Below are 17,311 nucleotides of genomic sequence, written 5' to 3' on the forward strand. Positions count from 1 at the left end.
CTATACTGATTCTTGAGTTAATTAATGCTATAACATATTTACTACACTTAAGTTTATGAATTGTAAGGAAAAGAAGCTTGTTTACAGAAAGAAAATACGAACTCATTTAAAACGCTTAGTTACTGCACTATCTACTGCTTCTTTGATTGGGTACATAGCAGCATTAGCTTTGAACATTTCTGTCTTAAGTCTATATTTTAGTATTGCCAGCACCATACTAAGTGCACTTTCGCTTGCCTTAAATATATGGTCATTAACTGATCATTTTAGGCGGCACGATCTTAATAAGCAACCCGATACTCCTCGGCAAAAGAAATTAACGAAGATCTGTCTTGATATCGCACCTAGCATTTCATTTTTAATAGGAGGAATTACATTTATATTGCCTCTCGAATCTCCTATTATTCCTCTTATTTCTATTGCTTTTTTTATTCTAGGCTATATCTTTATGGCAACCAATCTTGTTCGAACTATGATTAATCAGCCGCAAATAGATGAAAATAATAATTTCAAAGCTAGCGATCATTCTAACGTTCAATCTGCAATAGTTGGAGCTTGATTATCATTATTAATAAATTAACTTACTTGATTTATATAACAATATTGGTTATTATATTAATAGATTATTAATATAATATGGTAGCATTATGATAGATTTTATAAACTTTTCCAACGACTATTCAGAGTTTTCTGAGGAAAATATTAGTTCAGCTGAGCTTAATTACGCAGATTATAGTACATACATAACTGAGCATAATGAACTGAGTTTTCCTGATGAATACTTAAGCTTTTTTGAGAAAGACGCAAGGTATATAGTGTCTATGCTTGATGAGAATGATCAAAAATCTACAGATGACTCGTATACAGTAGTTGAACACAATGAAAACAGTTTGGTATTGAAGAACACATTAGAAACAGAGTATGGAACTGTATACAGATACATAATGCTCAATCTGAAAATTTCAATAATGGAAGAGATGACGGAAGTGAGTAGCGAATGTGAATGTCTTATAAATGGCCTCTATGAAATGGATAAGATAATTTTGTCTTCAGACAAAAAAGAATTAACATTCATACTCAAAACTAGAAACAGTTTACAAAAAGTAATGAAAGTTAGAAAATTTTAAACTAATATGGGGTACTAATACCAATGCCCATTAAGGAGAGAGCGGATAGACAATAAAGAGAAAAAAAAGTCCATACTGAAACAAGTAAAATAGCGGGGTAAAATAGGATTAAGATCAAAACTATTAGATGAACAAGTGGTGGAATCGGCAAGAAAAATGCTGAAAAAAGTAAGAAACAATGCATAAAAAAACTAAATGCTGTAATTGCTAGCAAAAAAGCATAGCATAACGGCTGTAGCAAAGATATGCTGCATTTCAAGAAACGCAGTAACTTCATGACTTAAAATTTGGAAGAGAAGAAAAACTATTTGCTCCTGCTCAATGCTGTAAAAAAACTAGATTGAATCATAGCCAACTTGAGCAAGTTGAAGTATGGATAGAAGAAAATCCTAATATTACTATTAAAGAAATGAGAATAAAGATTCAGAAAAAATTTGGTCTGAATGTCAGTAAGTCTACAGTGCACCGTAATATATGAAATTTTCATATATTACACCAACACAATGTACAAGATAAAAGAAAACAAGAGGAATTCAAAAAAAAATCTCAATGAAGTTATTGGCAAGTATCTTGGAAAAGAGCTGTTTTTCTTTGATGAATCGCGGTTTGGCACACATTCAAAAGTCGGACGTGGTTGGTTTAAAAAGGGCATCAGGACAAAGGTTAAAATAAAATTAGGTAGACAAAATTTTTATCTCTACAGTGCAGTTAATCCTAAAAATGGAGAGAACTCTAGCTTATTTGCACCGAATGTCAACACTGAATGTATTTCTTAAGCAGATGTCCCAATATTTAGGAACAAGAGAGGCTTTTTTAGTTATGGATTGTGCTAGTTGGCATAAGTCAAAAAATTTAAAGGTGCCTAAAAATATTGAGATTATGTACCTATCACCATACTCGCCTGCAGTTGCAAGACTTTGGTTATATATAAAACAGAACATTTTGCGTAATAAAATATACGATACAATTACTCTCCTTGAGTTTACTTTGTGTAAATTTGTTGCTTCCCTTGCCCACTCTACAATTAAACAACTCTGCTATGTCTCCTATTTGTCCTCCTCATAATGAGAATTGGTATAAGTATTACATGTGTGTGCCAGAATAACAGAAGACTTGCTGTAAATCAAAAGATATAAGAAGAAGGTAAGGAGTAATGCAATGGCTTTACTGCATAGCTAGTTAGAGGGAGGATAAATGGAAGGAAAATCTTATAAAGCGAGTTCAAAAGTAGGCATAACGATGTCAGTGAATTAAATAACATTTAATGGGAAGTTCTTGCGCACAATTTATTTCAGCTAAAACTGAACCCAAATGTCTTTTTACTCTGACCCTACTGCAACCTTTTTATACATTCGTCTTTGCCGAGAATTATCATAATATCAATGATTCCAGGCGCATCCATTACCCCTGTTATAGGTGCACGTAATGAGTGGTATATATCGCTCATTTTCATATTATGTAATTTCGAAAATTCCTTGATCTGAGCAGATAAAAAATTCTTATTCCAATCTTCATCACCTATACTCGAAAGAAATGATGCAAGTAACTTAATTATATCTAGGTTAGATTTGACAATTTGCTGAGCTTCTTCACTCAAATCAACTTGAATATAAAACTTTGCTAAATCCAGCAGTTCGGTTAGATAGTTTGCTCTTTTCTTTAGCTCTGTTAGTCCCTGTAATAAATAATTCTTTTTCTTATCAGTCAAAAACACATTACCACCTGTCATCCAAGTAGCTGACACTGGTTTTGTCTTTCTGGTCACGTGCTGGAATGACATCAAGGACTGGGTTAAAGAAAGATCTTTTGCATTACTCTCGAACATTGGAACAATAATACTTAAAATATCTTCATTGCTCATATTGTTAATATAATGGTTATTCAAATGTTCTAGTTTTTTAAAATCAAGCCGTGCAGGTGAACGACCGATATTTTCCAAATTAAACCACTCTATTGCTTGATCATCGCTAATAATTTCATCATTACCATGACTCCAACCAAGTCTAAGCAGGTAGTTACGCATTGCTTCTGGCAATATTCCCATCTTTTCATAATCGCAAACACTTGTATCACCATGTCTTTTGGATAGCTTATTCCCGTCTTCTCCATGAATAAGCGGTACGTGTGCAAAGCGTGGAACATCAAAATCAAGAGCCTGGTATATTAGTAATTGTTTAAAGGTATTAGTGAGGTGATCAGAGCCACGTATAATATCAGTTATTCCGGCACCATGGTCATCAATCACCACAGCAAAAATATATGTCGGAGTGTTATCAGAACGTAAGATGATTATGTCATCAAGTTGATCGCTATTTATTTTAACTTGGCCGTATATTTTATCGTCAATGACAATATCTTCTGAGTCTGGCACTTTGAAACGGATAACAGGCTTCAAGCTTGATGTCGAATGAGTACATTTATGCTTATATATCTTTCCTTCTTCTCTTGCTCTTGCCTTCTTTTCTGCAACTTCATCTTCAGGGCAATAACAGTGATACGCTTTACCTTTCTCAACTAAAAGATTTGCAACTTCAATGTGTCTATCTATTCTTTTTGATTGGTATATTATTTCTCCATCATAGCTTATTCCAAGCCATTTTAGCCCATCTGTTATTGCATCAATTGCTTCTTGTGTTGAACGTTTTCTATCGGTATCTTCAATCCTTAGCAAAAATTTTCCGCCATGACGTTTCGCATAGAGCCAATTAAATAAAGCTGTGCGAACTCCTCCAATATGCAAGAATCCTGTTGGCGATGGAGCGAATCTAGTGACTACATCTGGCATATTTGTCTATTGTGATAACGTAACCGATGATAACTAAAATTTGCACTTGCAACAACGTGGAACTATAGTAAATTTGAAAGATCAATTTACATTTATTTTTAACAAACTACATTGTATAATTTAATATTAGTGAATGCAGTGAGGTGTATATATGGATAATTTATTTGAAATTGCAAGAGGAGTTGTAACAAAAGAGGATGAAAATAAATTTATTGAAGCTTGCAAGAAAGGAGTTGCTTGTGTAGCTAAGCATAGAATTGATGAAAATGGAAACCCATTTCATATAGCAGCAAGTAAAGGAATTCTGTTACCTGCGTTAAAAGAGATTATAGAGTATTTAGAAGAAGATACTGAGAGCAGAGTCAAGAAAGCAAAAGAAGCTAAAGATCGGGAGAAAGTAAAAAGCTTAAAAAAGGAACTTGAGAACAATAAGAAATATATTAAGGAAGCACTCCTCGATAAAAGCTATATTAAGGATGACGGGAAGAAGGCAGTATCACCCCTTTATTTCTTGGACCCTGCAGAGCGGAAGGAAGTTAAGCAAATTGCAGATATAAAATGTGGCTTTATATGTAATAAGAAGTTTCATATATGCTTATATATAGTAGGAGCTATAGTGTGTGCTACCGCTATGTGTGTATCTTTGTATCTTCTATTTTTGGTTTCTCAGTCTCTTGCATTGGCTTCAATAGCGACAATAGCTTCTGGAGGGTCTTCATATCTGTTATTTAAGGCATGTAACGAGGTATATGGCTTGCATAACGAAAGTACTATAGTGACAGATCCTGATGTTATGCAACTTTTAGAGGGTGGTTTAACTCCAGTATGAAGTACTTGCAGGCAATAATTTACTTTCTTAACTGAAGAAAGTATACTGATAAGATGATAAAAAAGAAGTATAGTAAGATTTTAATAGCAAACAGAGGAGAAATTGCCTGCAGGATTATCAGAACTGCTCGTAGGATGGGTATATCTTGTGTATGCGTATATTCGGATGCAGATGTAAATTCTGTGCATGTAAGACAAGCAGATGAGTCAAGATATATCGGCCCTTCGCCATCTTGCCTCAGTTATTTAAACATTGAAAAAATATGCGAGGTAGCAGTTGAAACAGGTGCGCAGGCAGTTCATCCTGGCTATGGTTTTTTAGCAGAAAATCCAGATTTTCCACGTGCTCTTCAAAAACATAATATAGACTTCATCGGTCCCAGTGCAGAAACAATAGAAGTTACAGCCAACAAAATAACAGCGAAAGAAGCGGCAAGAAAAGCTGGAGTGAATGTAGTACCAGGATGTATGGGTAAAATCGAAGATGCTGCTCACGCAGCTCAAGTTGCTGAAGAGATTGGCTTTCCCGTTATGCTTAAAGCTGCATCAGGCGGTGGTGGCAAAGGAATGCGAATTGTAAATTCCAAAAAAGAAATTGAACTAGCATTCACATCAGCAACAAATGAAGCAGAGAAAAGTTTTAAAGATGGCAGTATCTTTATAGAGAAATATATAGGGTTACCAAGACATATTGAAATACAAATCATAGCGGATAAATATGGCAATATAGTGTGTCTTGGAGAGAGAGAATGCTCGATACAAAGGAATAACCAGAAAATAATGGAAGAAACGCCAAGTCCATTCATTAGTGAAGAAGTAAGACAAAAAATGTATGCTCAATGTGTCTCCCTTGCAAAACAAGTTGGCTATTTTTCAGCAGGTACTGTTGAGTTTGTTGTTGATAAAGACCAAAACTTCTATTTTCTTGAGGTAAATACGAGATTGCAAGTTGAGCATCCAGTAACAGAATTTGTCACTGGAATAGATATAGTGGAAGAGATGATCAGAATTTCTTGCGGAGAAAAATTAAGATTTGGTCAGAATGATATTAAACTTATTGGCTCTGCAATAGAAAGCAGAATTTGTGCTGAAGATCCATCAAAGAGATTTTTTCCTTCCAGCGGAAGAATCAAATATTACGACAAACCAGATGAAAATGGTCATGTAAGAATAGATGATGGAGTAGCTAGCGGTTCAGAAATCAGCATGTTCTACGACTCAATGATTGCAAAAATTATAACCTATGGAAAAGATAGAATAGAAGCGATCAGTAGAATGCAAAAAGCATTGTCTGAATGCTATATAAAAGGAGTAACAAATAATATAGAATTTCTAGAATCCATCTTCCATCATCCAAACTTTATTGCAGCAAAACTCCACACAAGATTCATTCCAGACCATTATCCCAGTGGGTTTCAAGACGATTTTATTACAGAGGAATATATTAAAATATTTATTTTTGCTGCACTGTATGTTCATTTAGAAAATGAGGTAAGGTATCACAATAAGTCAGTGGATGAAACATCAGATTCGATGTCATTCCAGCGCGTGACGCTGGAATCTAAAAAAAAGAAAGAGTGGTCAAGCACTAGGATGACATTTTATGGCATTGAAACGACAGGTGACCGTGCAAGAGATTTATTCATAGTGAATATAAATGACAATGAGTACTCCATAAATGCAAAATACCAAGATAATACATTAACAACAGTATATAATCACAATAAATACTCCGTGGTGGGTAAGTGGAAATCAAGTTATAGATTGCTATATATCACAATTAATTATGATACCAATATAGCACTTAAAATAGAAAGGCAAGGCAGCAAGTACTTCATAAGACATGCGGGTATGAAAGCTGAATGTTGTGTATTGAAACCTCACATAGCTGAACTAAGCAAATTAATGCTAAACAATGAAACAGAAGGGATTTCAGCAGATGCCATAAAATCCCCAATATCTGGTTTATTAGTTAAATTACACGTAAATATAGGGGATCAGGTAGAAATAGGACAACCTCTATTTGTTGTAGAGGCAATGAAAATGGAAAATATCATATGTGCTGAATCAGAAATGGTGATAAAAAATATCCCTGTTAAAGAAGGAAAAAATGTACAGGCTGGTGATTTGGTATTAGATCTGCTTTCTTAAATAACACAAGCAGTATAAACCTGATCCAAATAAGATAAACGAAAACATTTGATGGGCTATAGCAATTGATATTGGTATATGCAGCAACAAAGTGACTACTCCTAAAATTACCTGAATGATGACGGAGAGCAGCATAATATATGCTGGTTTTACATTGGCATTTTTTATTGTAAATACTACTGTCAGAACTAATATCAGCAATGCCAGTACTCTATGCACAAATTGCACCGTTGCTCTGTTTTCAAAAATATTGAGCCATGTAGGTTGTAAGTAAAATAAATCTTCTGGAATAATGTGTCCATCCATTAGTGGAAATGTATTGTAAATTAAGCCAGCATTTAATCCCGCAACAAATGCACCGAAGATTATTTGTACTACGATTAGAATAAGAGTAAGTATTGTGTAATATATACTACTGTTAATGGATTGAAATTCTGTCATCCCAATGCGTGACACTGGAATCCATTTAAAAAATTTAAGAAAAGCATAAATTCCAGTGTCACGCACTGGAATGACAACATTGCTTTTTTTCACGTAAGGCAATTCTGAAGTACATCTAGTCCTAGTTTTGTTTTGTAAACTTATCTGATAGTCAAAAAATTGATACAACAATAATGCAAAAATAACCAATGCAAGCAGTAAGTGAAGTGCAAGCTTATAGTGACTAACATGAGGATTGGCTACCAAACCGCTTTTAACCATATACCAACCAGCAAAAGCTTGTAAAATTCCAAATAATAGTGCTATAGATAGCCTTATTACTGCCTTTTTAGGTATTGTTTTTTTTAGTGTAAAGTATATAAATGGTAAGATAAAAACTAAACCTGTCAGCCTTGCAATCAATCTATGTATATATTCTATTAAGTATATGGTGCGGAACTCTTCCATACTCATACCGTAGTTAAATGCTTTGTATTCAGGTGTAGCTTCATATTTTGATTTTTCTTTTAGCCAATCTTGTTCACTCAGTGGTGGTAATGTTCCGGTAATAGGTTTCCATTCCGTGATTGACAATCCTGCTTTTGAAAGTCTGGTAAATCCACCAATTCCCACCATGAGAATCACCATTACAGAGCAGAGAAAAAGCCAAATAGCTACAGGTTTTGCTTCCATAAGCCATGCTGAGTTTTGTTCCATTGCTGAGGGTGAATAACAAATTCCCACAAGGCAAAAAAAGCTGCAACGCTATGTAGCAGATTATAGACGGGAAAAAATATTGATACTATATAAAAATAAAAAGGCATTTTTTGCTGTTTTATAGCTACTATCAAAAAAATCAAGTTAATAACGTATACTACTATAAAATAATATAAAAATAATCCACTTAAAACTTGAGTTAGTATCAATGAAAGTAACAAAAAAGGAGTAGTGAAAAATATAAAGGCTGAGGAACCAACAAAAAGGTTTAATAGCAAAATTCCCTTGAGCCCAGTGTGCTTAAAAAGTAATTTTATATTTTTTAAATGAACAATGTAAGTTTGCATATAACCTTTGATCCAGCGTGCTCTTTGCTTGATCCAAGCAAACACAGTAGTTGGTGATTCTTCCAATGTTTCTGAATCAATAATCCTGGTTTTATATCCCATTTGTGCAAGTCTTAAACCGATGTCAGCATCTTCAGTTACATTGTAAGCATCCCAAAAAAGCACTTTCTTTAAAATTTCTATTGAAAAATGGTTGCTGCTGCCACCCAAAGGCATTGGCATGTTCATTTTTTGAAATCCAGGCAATAAATATTGAAACCAATTCATATATTCTAGAGAAAAGGATTTTGTGAGAAAATTACAATCATAATTATAGTAATTTAATTTCGCCTGTACACAGGCTAACTTTTCGTCACCCTTATTAAATTCAACTAGTGCTTTTTTTAACTGCAACGGATCTGGCCTATCATCTGCATCATATATTACTGCATACTTTCCTCTAGCAAAGCTCATAGCATAATTGCATGACTTAGCTTTTGTTCTAGGTAAAAAATGAGGCACTTTTATTACTTCAAAATACTGCGGTAAAGTGCATTTTTCTATCGCTTCCAACATTTCTTGGTCATCACTCTCTATCAGAAGCTTTACATCTAATTTTGATTTTGGATAATCCAAACTTTCAATGCTCTCAATCAATTGCTCTATAATCGCATTCTCTTTAAAAGCAGGCAATAAAATAGTATATACAGGTTCATTTAGCTTACTATAATCCACTTTTTGGCTAGAAATTTTACGTAAGCCAAAAATTTTAGTTACGAATTTAAATAAAGAACTAGAACATCCAACTATGAATATCAGCATCAAAGCAAAATATGCATATTTCTCTTTCAGTGTTAAAGTCGAAATCATAACAAAGAAAGAGGAAAAAAATATTGAACTGAGCCTAATACTTTTAGCTGAAAAATTAGGGTTCTTATAATATAAGTAATTGCCTGCAAATTCTGAAATACCAAAGTGCGAGTTAAGAAGATTTAAAATCTGTTCACTGTTCGCTTTTATTAATACGTAGTCATCACCGTAGTGAGCCTTGATCCAATTATTGATATCTTGACTTGCATCCTCAACTATAAAAAAAGTAGTACTATTTAATTTTTGCCAAGGAATTATATTAAATTTATAATAAAAGAGTTTTTCTTGTTCTTTGCATAAACTAAAATCGAGCCTGATTTTTTCACTAATCTGAAGTATAGGCATTAAACTTAATGCAATTTTTTACTTAAGTCACGTGAAAACGAAGATATGACCTCACTACTACGCTTATCACCTTTACGTTCATGCATTATTTTCTTTACAGCATCAGCAGCTATACTTGCTGTGTTAGCTTGTAAATCTCCAAGAGCTTTTTCAACTTGGTCAGTGACTTTCTTCAAGTTAGAATGGGCATTGTCATCTAATGTCTGATCGAGCTGCTGTTTATTGTGCTTAATGATACTATTAGCCTTATCGAATGCTTCATTCATCATTTTGTTAACTTCTGCATCTAATTTTTTGTATTTTCTAGAAGATTTTTCGTAATACTCCAACATATCTTTTCTGAATTTTTCAGTTTCTTCACTTGAAAATTTGCTTTTATTACGCTTATTGTTAAGTGCATTTTTTATCACTTTCTTTAGCAATTTATATGCAAAGACAAGACCTGCCAAGAAGGCAAGACCGATAATCATTGATGTAGACATAAAAAAACTCCTAAAACTCTTCAGATACCAAGCTAGCAACAAACTCCTCTTCAACCTCAAAATCAGTTAACTTAGTATAGTAAATCAAAGCAATATTAGTAGCCATCTGTTTTAATTCATTAATGTATTCAGATTTAAATCTTTCTACTCTTTCTTCAACAAATTTGCTTACTTTTTTATCTTCCTCTTCTAATATATTCTTAACATTAGATCTCATTTCTTCTACCTGAGCAAGTGCATCATCTACGATTTTTTTTGCCTGTACTCTGGCTTGATTTAAAGCTGCATTATATTTTACAACTTGATTTTCTACAAGTTGCAAAAGGTGAACAGAATTACTAAAAGAATTCAATACTTCTTTACTTCTAGTGCTTATTACTTTTTCCAACTTTGGTAAAAATAAGTAATTCACTATGGAAAAAAGTGAAGAAAAAAAAATTAAAAACCAAAAAATTTGAGAAGAGAAAGTTGAAACATCAAGCTGTGGCATCTGTTAAGCAGCAAATATTAATAACATTGCAAGTACAAACGCAAGCAATCCCATGATTTCAACCATGGCAGCACCAATATAAACGTAACTTTTCATTTTACCTTCCGATTCAGGGTTTCTCGCAATCCCTTTTAACATAGCAGAGAAGATATTAGCTATACCTAAACCAGCACCAAGCATTCCAAATACAGATAAACCAATTGCTATAAATTTTAAAGCTACTAAATCCATATATTACCTTTAACTATTCCTTTACATTATTAATTATAAAATATCCTGCAGGTAAGTCAATTACTTTACTGCATCTGACAAATATACGCATATTAATATAGTAAATATATAAGCTTGTAAAACTGCAACGAATACTTCAAACCCTATTAGTGCAATTATAAACAAAAAAGGTGCAGGAGTGAAAAGTACGTTCATATTCACAATAAATCCCGCTATCACTTTGATGATCGTATGACCAGCAATCATATTTGCTGCAAGCCTTACTGATAGGCTAACCGGTCTTACTAAATAAGCAAATAACTTAATAATAATGATTATAGGTGCAAGCCACGCAGGAGTTCCTTTTGGTAGCAATATGCGTAAAAACTCTACTCCCCTTTCCTTAAATCCAATAATCGTTATATAAATAAAAACTACCATCGACAAAGCAAAAGTGACTATCACATGACTTGTAACCGTAAAGCTATAAGGAAGAATACCAACTAAATTACATGATAAAATGAAAATAAATACTGTAAATATCAAAGGAATGTGCTGCAAACCTTTGCTTCCAGTATTATTTTCTATTATTGAAACAACAAAATCATATACATATTCAACTGCAGCTTGTAAATATCCTGGTATTACTGCCCCTTTTCTTACTCCGAGAAGCAAAAAGAGCATTGTCAACATTACCGAAATCATCATAAAAAGAGATGAGTTAGTAAAGTTTATGTCATACCCAAATAGTTTTGGTAACTCTATTATTGTATATACTTTAAATTGTTCTAGCGGATTTAACGCCATTTTGATCTTATGTACTTAAACTGTAACAGTAAATAAAGTATAAATTTTATAGGATAAAGTCAAGAATTAAGATAGAAAGCTCTATGTCATTATAGCATTAGCATATTAACAAAATATGTAATTAGAGTGTTAATTACAATCAGCTCTGTGTTTTAAAATTTACCAACCTTATTAAATTGTTCAATATCTTGACTTAACATCTTATTTTAATTATAATTTAATTTTTAGTGAGGTATTATTATTAACGAAATAGATTTTATTAATACTAATCATCCTTTAAATTTAGAGCAGGAATTTGGTAGTGGATACATTAAACTAACAGATGGCTCCTTTAACGAATATACTGGCCATTATCAAATAGGAAGCTAAATACTAGATGAAAGCCATAATATGATAGGAAACTTAAAACTATTGATGGTTACATTTATGATGCCTATGCAGATAACCACAATATGAATCTTAAATTCTTTATGGAGATAGATTTAAAAGGTGATATAAAGAAGATCAATTCTCTTCAGAAGAAGATATAAAGTTACAAAAGCTTCTGCATCATTGTTTATGATGTAGAAGTATTCCACTACAACAAACTTTAAAATCATTATATTTTACATTACAATAACTTTTTTATTTCTTATTAAATAGATGAAGTTCACATTATCTTGGTTATTAGAGCACTTAGAAACCAATGCCAATTTAGAAGAAATCACTGATAAGTTAACCCATATAGGGCTGGAAGTAGAAAATGTGGTCGATAATTCCAAATTGGCCGGGTTTGTTGTTGCAGAAGTACTAGAAGTTGCACCTCACCAAAATGCTAATAAATTAAAACTATGTAAAGTAGACAATGGAAGTAAAATTCTGCAGATAGTCTGTGGAGCACAGAATGTTAGAGAAAATATGAAAACTGTACTTGCATCTCTTGGTAGCACATTACCAGAAAGCGATTTCACAATTAAGCCTGCAAAAATACGAGGAGTGCTAAGTGAAGGAATGCTCTGTTCTGCTTCTGAACTTGCGCTGACTCAAGAGGAAAGTGAAGGAATAATCGAGCTTTCTGATGATTATAAAACAGGAGATAAATTTTTCAATTGCGATCCTGTAATTGATATAAATGTTACTCCAAATCGTGGAGATTGCCTAGGTGTTTATGGAATAGCACGTGATCTAGCAGCAGCTAGAATTGGAATATTAAAGACTTTAAGCGTTCCACAACTTACCAGCTCCATAAATTCACCAATCGATGTTGAAGTGAATGACGGGGAAAGTTTTATTAGTGGAATATACATCGCCAATGTGAAAAATCAAGAAAGCCCAAAGTGGCTAAAAGATAAATTGGAATCGATAGGAATGCGCTCCATTTCTGCAATAGTTGATATTACTAATTACATTATGATATCTTTCGGGCGCCCAATGCACGCATATGATGCAAAAAAAATAGAAGGAGAGCTCGTAGTACGCAAAGCAACTAAGGGAGAAAAATTTGTTGGTTTAAATGATAAAGAGTACTCATTAAATAAAGACATAAGTGTTATTTCTGATGATAAAAATGTTCATGGAATTGCTGGAATTATAGGTGGTAAGTACAGTGAATGCACTTTTGAAACTACTGATATCTTTTTAGAGTCTGCTTGGTTTGACCCCATCTCTATCACTAAATCTTCAAGGCAATTTGGCATCTCCACAGAAGCTAGTTACAGATTTGCACGTTCAGTTGATTCTGGATTTACCCTTGAGGGACTCAATCTTGCAGCTAAAATGATCTCGGACTTATGTGGTGGAGAAACCTCAAGCGTAGTGTCTGCTGGCAGCTTAGATAGGGCTGACACCAAGGTGAGCTTTGATTATCAGAATGCAAACAAATTAGGAAGTGTGTCTGTATCGCCTGATAAAGTGTTCGATATCTTAACGAAACTAGGGTTTAGTATTGATAAAAAAACCGAAGGCAATTGGGATGTACAAGTGCCAAGCTGGAGACCGGACGTAACTATACCTGCTGACCTAATTGAAGAAGTAACAAGGATATACGGCTATGACAAAATAAAAGAAGAATCACTACCAAATAATGTTGAAGAAGTAGATAGTACATACGACAATTTGCGTATTTTGATGACAAACAGAGGGTTTCATGAAGTGCTAACCTGGTCGTTTATGAGTGAATCAACAGCTGAAAAATTTGGTTACTCGAATAAGTTATTTATCATCGATAATCCGTTTAACAATAACTTTAATATGATGAGACCAAGTATTATGCCAAATTTATTGCAAGTCACTGCTGATAATATTGCCCATGGAGTATCTGATCTTGCAATCTTCGAAATTGGGCCGATTTATGATGATGAAGCTCAGTCTAAACATGTTTTAAGTGGAATAAGAACAGGAAATAATTTACCGCGAAACCATTATAATACTGATAGGAAAGTAGATGTTTTTGACGCAAAGGCTGACCTCATAACGGCTTTGGAATTTCTTAACATCAATTGTGATAGCTTAACGATAGAGAGGGCAGAAAAAGAATATTACCACCCAGGAAAGTCAGGTACCTTTTCTTTCAAAAGTAAAATAGTTGGTTATTTTGGGGAACTTCATCCAAGTATACTAGATTTCTTTAACATCAAACAAAAAGTTGTAGGTTTTGAGGTAATACTAGAAAATATTGAAAATTTACCTGTAAGTAGAAAAAAATTTATCGATTATAAATATCAAAGTGTAAAGCGCGATTTTGCGTTTATTGTGAATAAAGACATAACAGCAGGTAGTATAGTCAATATGGTGAAAAAAAGCTCAGAGCTTATCACAGAAGTTTTGATATTCGACGTATACCACGGAAATACCATGGGAATGAACAAGATATCCATAGCATTGTCAGTTACTTTCTGCTCTCCAACTCACACTTTAACTGAAAAGGAAATCCAAAAAGAATCAAATATGATAGTCAACTTAGTGTGTGAAAATACCGAAGGAACTTTGAGAACTCATCATTAAGCCATAATCATAATTTCCGGTCGTTGCTGTGTCACACTTACTTCATCTAATCTATTTCCAATCTTAAATTCAATATCCTTAAAAAATCTATCCCACATTCCACGCAAATGCTCTTCTATTTTAGGCCATACATCATTTTTAAATTTTTCTCCTTCATCAGAAAATAAATCACCTAAAAAAGTCCCAGCTTTCTCATAACTTGACTGAAAATGCTTAAGAAATGTCTCTACTTCCTTATGAGTATCATGTGCCACATCTAACGCTTTTCCTTCTATACTCTCATCCCCATATATTGCAACGATAAGGCCTGTTCTAATATATCCCCAACCTGTCTGAATAGCTTTTATAGGTTGCAGCCATGAACTCTTATCGCTTTTTGGTACATTATTTACTATATTTTCCACCAACCTATTTATTAAAGGAGACAATAAATCTTGACAAAAATGTTTGATATTATCTTTTGTTTTAATTACAGGATGTTTGATGCATCTTTCTGCCAAATAGTACTCAAGTTCCGCTTTCTCTAATAACTTTTTAACTGCTTCTTCACTAAAAGTCTCATGCTCGAATGCCTTTAGTAAATTATTCTCTATTGTTGCAAATTTTATTTTTTCACGAGATTCTAACTCTTCTCTATAATTATTTTTTGTTTCTTCATTTATCAATAATTCTTTTTTCTCTAATTCTAATTGTTCTAGTGCTTTTAGAATTTCTTGGTTATCTTTCAAGTGCTTCTCTATTAATTTTGTATTTGGATGCTTTTCTCCTCTTATCTTTTGCTCATCTTCTAAGTACTTATTTAAATCCTCATTTCCTTCTATTATTTCTCTCAACAGTGCAGGTTGTTCCAAGCATTTTGCAATTTCTGCTCGATGCGCATTAATCCTTTTTACTAGATCTGGTGCCTCCCTTTTTAATAGCTTACACGAATTCTCTATACCCTTTGTTTGGCCTTTGAATAAATTTTGTATTTTACATTTCGTTATTTCTAAATATATCTTTGCTATAAAGTCATTTACTTTATCTGAATCTTCTTTTAAACTTTTCTTGCTAAAAGGACCTTCCTCTTCTAAACTTCGAAACTGGTCTATTAAGCTTAGCGTGCCTAATAGGCTTAACTCACCCTTTGCTTTTTTCATTACTGATTTTACTAGCCTTTGCTCAACTTCTCGATCATCATACTCGAACTTAAAAAGACCTTCTAATTTCCTTTTTAAATCATCATTTGTTAAGTTATTTTTTCCTTTATCATATATTGCTTTCAATTTTTCATGTATCCTAATATATCTTTCTTGTCCTTCTTCTTTTAAATCCTTAATTCTATTTTCAGCATTATTTAGAACTTCCTCTGTTTTTCCAGGATATGTATCCTTATAAACATCAATTATTGTTTTCTTAGTTATTTTCCCTTCTTGTATAAGCCGTTCCCACTCTGCTTTAAATACAGGAAGCTCACTATCGTCTAAAGCATCTGGTACTTTTGCTCCTGCTTTTTTCAGATCTCTTATTATCACTCCTTTCTCATCTGGTAATTCCCTACCTTGACTTTCTAATTCTTGCCTCACTAAAGTATTTTTTAGCTCATCTTCCAGCGAAAAATCTTTTCCACGTCTACTTTGCTGAAACTTAACTGCTTGTATAAAAGCAACTTGATAAGCATTTTCTATTAAGTGAGTTGTCAACTTAGAATCTATGCTACTCACCACTTTTAACCTGAACTCGCTTAACAATTCCTTCAGCTTATCATATGTAATCTCTTTCCTTTCTACCTTCATCAGCTCTTCCATAGTTTTTGCGCATTCTTGGATCGAAGTTGCAAGCACATTCTTGACTTCATTGCGTAAGGGCTTAAGACCATTTTTTAAATTGATGTTAGTTGACAATTTCAGTACGATATTATGCTCCGAATCCCGCGTTACACTAAACCACTTATTATTTTCATTCTCACATAAGTCTCTAAGTAATTGTTTAAATTGTGGTGGAAACTTTATTTCCATATCCCACGCAATATTTGGTCCAGAAACTTCCTTTTCATGAAAAGACACCTCAATATTTTGATGCTTATTAGAATACCGCCCCATACTTATTTCAAGAGCAGCAACTAAAGAGTGAGATAAATCTCTATTTAAAAGATAAAAAGTAGCCAAAGCAATTGTTGCAGGAACAACCAAAGTTACAAGTACAGTCACATTAACAAAAATTGCTATTGCAGCAAGAACACCATATGCCAATCTTTTTGATACACCGGTTTCACTCTTTTTTGTCTTATCTTCCCCTACGCCTTCTTGTTTCTTGCTGTTTGCTTTAAATCTACTACATACGACTAATCCCAGTGCAGTAAAAGCAATATAAGGAAGCATTAAAACTGACAGAGCTAAATTTAATACTTTTTTCTCTGGGCAAGCTCTGTTTATTTCTTTCAATATTTCGCTTGACATATTATACCAGGAGGTAAAAAAGTCAGAATTATAATCTTTATAATGAAATATACTGAGTGGAATGTTAAGATTAGCTAACGGTTCTTGTCTTTCCACAGCATCAAAAAACTCTTCCTCCTCTTCTGAAGCAACAAGGCCTAAATCACTCTCTTCTTCTACACTAGAAACAGCTTCCATAGCATCAAAAAACTCTTCTTCCTCTTCCATAGCAACATTGGAAATAGATTGTACTTTACCTAAACCATCACTATTGTTAACAACTTCTTCATAATTATCTGCAACAGCCTTATTCATATCATAATCTCACCTCAAGTAACCTAAGTATAGCATAAA

The 17,311-nt window shown here is 33.3% G+C and carries 12 protein-coding genes and 3 pseudogenes; 6 read left to right on the forward strand and 9 right to left on the reverse strand.

Features of this window, described 5'->3' with window-relative positions; translation table 11 throughout:
* Window positions 1–55 precede the first annotated feature (55 nt).
* The 3 genes and pseudogenes from wVul_RS06350 (at window position 56) to wVul_RS09070 (ending at window position 2,192) form a co-directional block, all read left to right on the forward strand.
* A complete protein-coding gene (locus wVul_RS06350) occupies window positions 56–559 on the forward strand; it encodes a hypothetical protein (protein ID WP_047759619.1) in 504 nt (167 codons plus the stop codon).
* Between the two features lie 88 nt (window positions 560–647).
* On the forward strand, window positions 648–1,127 hold the full coding sequence (locus wVul_RS06355) for a hypothetical protein (RefSeq protein WP_047759620.1): 480 nt from the start codon (window positions 648–650) through the stop codon (window positions 1,125–1,127).
* A 102-nt stretch (window positions 1,128–1,229) separates the two neighbouring features.
* A pseudogene (locus wVul_RS09070) lies at window positions 1,230–2,192 on the forward strand (IS630 family transposase).
* Window positions 2,193–2,457: 265 nt separating this feature from the next.
* Here the strand turns inward: wVul_RS09070 and gltX are convergent.
* Window positions 2,458–3,912: a glutamate--tRNA ligase gene (gene gltX / locus wVul_RS06370; protein ID WP_047759622.1), complete on the reverse strand. Its 1,455-nt coding sequence runs from the start codon at window positions 3,910–3,912 to the stop codon at window positions 2,458–2,460.
* A 151-nt stretch (window positions 3,913–4,063) separates the two neighbouring features.
* On the opposite strand from gltX, the gene wVul_RS06375 reads away from it, so the two are divergent.
* Window positions 4,064–4,741 carry a hypothetical protein gene (locus wVul_RS06375; protein ID WP_047759623.1) on the forward strand — a complete coding sequence of 226 codons (678 nt, stop codon included), beginning with the start codon at window positions 4,064–4,066 and terminating at the stop codon, window positions 4,739–4,741.
* A gap of 53 nt (window positions 4,742–4,794) precedes the next feature.
* On the forward strand, window positions 4,795–6,891 hold the full coding sequence (locus tag wVul_RS06380) for an acetyl-CoA carboxylase biotin carboxylase subunit (protein ID WP_047759624.1): 2,097 nt from the start codon (window positions 4,795–4,797) through the stop codon (window positions 6,889–6,891).
* Here the strand turns inward: wVul_RS06380 and wVul_RS10180 are convergent.
* From wVul_RS10180 to wVul_RS06410, 7 genes and pseudogenes are all read right to left on the reverse strand, one after another.
* Window positions 6,874–7,305 (reverse strand): annotated as a pseudogene (locus wVul_RS10180) (COX15/CtaA family protein); the annotation flags it as partial. The gene wVul_RS06380 and the pseudogene wVul_RS10180 overlap by 18 nt on opposite strands.
* 159 nt (window positions 7,306–7,464) lie before the next feature.
* A pseudogene (locus wVul_RS10185) lies at window positions 7,465–8,004 on the reverse strand (COX15/CtaA family protein); the annotation flags it as partial.
* Entirely contained in the window at window positions 7,986–9,569 is a 1,584-nt protein-coding gene (locus wVul_RS06390) for a glycosyltransferase family 2 protein (RefSeq protein ID WP_047759626.1), read from the reverse strand. The gene wVul_RS06390 and the pseudogene wVul_RS10185, both read right to left, overlap by 19 nt.
* A 5-nt stretch (window positions 9,570–9,574) precedes the next feature.
* Window positions 9,575–10,051 carry a F0F1 ATP synthase subunit B family protein gene (locus wVul_RS06395; protein WP_047759627.1) on the reverse strand — a complete coding sequence of 159 codons (477 nt, stop codon included), beginning with the start codon at window positions 10,049–10,051 and terminating at the stop codon, window positions 9,575–9,577.
* 10 nt (window positions 10,052–10,061) lie between these two features.
* Window positions 10,062–10,541, reverse strand: coding sequence for a F0F1 ATP synthase subunit B family protein (locus wVul_RS06400; protein ID WP_047759628.1), 480 nt, complete (start codon window positions 10,539–10,541; stop codon window positions 10,062–10,064).
* Between the two features lie 3 nt (window positions 10,542–10,544).
* Window positions 10,545–10,772, reverse strand: a complete 228-nt coding sequence (locus tag wVul_RS06405; protein ID WP_047759629.1) for a F0F1 ATP synthase subunit C — start codon at window positions 10,770–10,772, stop codon at window positions 10,545–10,547.
* 60 nt (window positions 10,773–10,832) lie between these two features.
* Complete coding sequence (locus wVul_RS06410) at window positions 10,833–11,558, reverse strand: F0F1 ATP synthase subunit A (protein WP_047759630.1); 726 nt, start codon at window positions 11,556–11,558, stop codon at window positions 10,833–10,835.
* Window positions 11,559–12,200: 642 nt separating this feature from the next.
* On the opposite strand from wVul_RS06410, the gene pheT reads away from it, so the two are divergent.
* Entirely contained in the window at window positions 12,201–14,540 is a 2,340-nt protein-coding gene (pheT, locus tag wVul_RS06415) for a phenylalanine--tRNA ligase subunit beta (RefSeq protein ID WP_047759631.1), read from the forward strand.
* On the opposite strand, the gene wVul_RS06420 is transcribed toward pheT, so the two are convergent.
* Window positions 14,537–17,272: a hypothetical protein gene (locus wVul_RS06420; RefSeq protein ID WP_153295651.1), complete on the reverse strand. Its 2,736-nt coding sequence runs from the start codon at window positions 17,270–17,272 to the stop codon at window positions 14,537–14,539. The genes pheT and wVul_RS06420 overlap by 4 nt on opposite strands.
* Window positions 17,273–17,311: the final 39 nt, after the last annotated feature.

Origin of the sequence: Wolbachia endosymbiont of Armadillidium vulgare str. wVulC, from assembly GCF_001027565.1 — a bacterium.
Taxonomy (GTDB): domain Bacteria; phylum Pseudomonadota; class Alphaproteobacteria; order Rickettsiales; family Anaplasmataceae; genus Wolbachia.